Raw genomic sequence first — 1,430 nt, 5'->3', positions numbered from 1 at the left:
TCAGGGTGAAGTGTGTCTAATCAACAGGGTTTTCGGTCTCTAAGCACTTTTTAAAGGGAACATCATCGACTCAAATCTCTATTTGCAACAGTGCCGTAAATTTGAGAATGAATCTGTACGTACAGACTCATTCCCTATCTATAAAGATATTAGAAATAGCTACATAGAGTTTATTTCTAGTTTATTCAAATTAGTCGTTCAAATTAGGCGTTACTACGGATGAACAATAATTTTTACAGCAGACTCATTATTATGAATCAATGTTTCAAAGCCTTTAGAAACAAGATCATCTAATGCAATCCGTTGGGTAATAAAAGGTTCTAGATTAATCTTACCTTGCTCAACCAAACGGATAGTTTCCTGATGATCATTTACATAAGCAATCGTGCCACGAATATCTAGCTCTTTCATCACCACACTATGCACATTAATTGTGGCAGGATGGCTCCAAATAGAAACGATAACGACTACACCAGTTGGTTTCATTGCTGCAACGAGTGTATCCATGACTTTATTGACACTACTACATTCAAAAGCGACATCTACACCGCGGTCTTCTGTAATTTTCATTACCTCAGCAACTACATCAACCTTAGATGGGTCTAGTACATAATCGGCAACACCCGCTTCTATCGCTTTTTCTTTACGTTTTGCACTCAGTTCAGTAATGATGACCGTGAGACCTTTAGCCTTTAAAATAGCAGATAAAAGTAAGCCTATTGGGCCTGCTCCACCAACCAGTGCGATATCGCCAGCTTTTGCGCCACTTCTGACATAGGCATGATGACCGACAGATAAAGGTTCTATCAATGCTGCTTGGTCTAAAGGAATATCATTTGAAATAGGATGTACCCAACGCCGCTGAACTGCAATTTTTTCAGAAAGACCACCACCGCGTCCGCCTAAACCAATAAAGTTCATATTTTTTGATAAATGATACTTATCATTGGGGCCAGTCGGCACATCGTCAGCAATGATGTAGGGTTCAACTACGACATGTTGCCCAATTTGGATATCATCTACACCCTCTCCAACTGCATAAACCACGCCTGAAAATTCATGTCCCATTGTTACAGGTGCAGATTCTCCCGAAATTGGGTGTGGGTGACCACAAGGTGGAATAAAAATAGGACCTTCCATGAATTCATGTAAATCTGTACCGCAAATACCACACCACGCAACTTGAATTCCAACTGTGCCTGGAAGTACTTTCGGTTCAGGGATATCTTCAATTCGAATATCCCCTCGGTCATAAAAACGAGCTGCTTTCATTTTATATTCCTTATATTGATGTTAACGGTAAACCATTCTAGACGTAATACCAAATCAGCATATTGTTTTCTTGGAAAAATGTTAAATAATGTGAAGAAGTGGCAAATTCCACAAGTGATCAACACGGATAAAGCACCCACATATGGACGTGCTTTATC

General features: G+C 39.6%; 1 protein-coding gene and 1 pseudogene. One reads left to right on the top strand and one right to left on the bottom strand.

Translation table 11 applies throughout. The features are described from left to right. Positions 1 to 213: 213 nt before the first annotated feature. Positions 214 to 1,272, bottom strand: a complete 1,059-nt coding sequence (locus ACK2M2_RS16385) for a 2,3-butanediol dehydrogenase (RefSeq protein WP_004281883.1) — start codon at positions 1,270 to 1,272, stop codon at positions 214 to 216. A gap of 36 nt (positions 1,273 to 1,308) precedes the next feature. Here ACK2M2_RS16385 and ACK2M2_RS16380 point away from each other — a divergent pair. Beyond that, positions 1,309 to 1,430 (top strand): annotated as a pseudogene (locus ACK2M2_RS16380) (DDE-type integrase/transposase/recombinase); the annotation flags it as partial.

This window comes from Acinetobacter sp. TY1 (assembly GCF_048551395.1).
In the GTDB taxonomy this organism is placed as follows: Bacteria; Pseudomonadota; Gammaproteobacteria; order Pseudomonadales; family Moraxellaceae; genus Acinetobacter.
This window is presented reverse-complemented; position numbering and strand designations above follow the sequence as displayed.

What these genes read in the sequence shown, in the direction of transcription:
- ACK2M2_RS16385 (WP_004281883.1), bottom strand. Translation starts at nt 1,272, where the DNA reads ATGAAAGCAGCTCGTTTTTATGACCGAGGGGATATTCGAATTGAAGAT.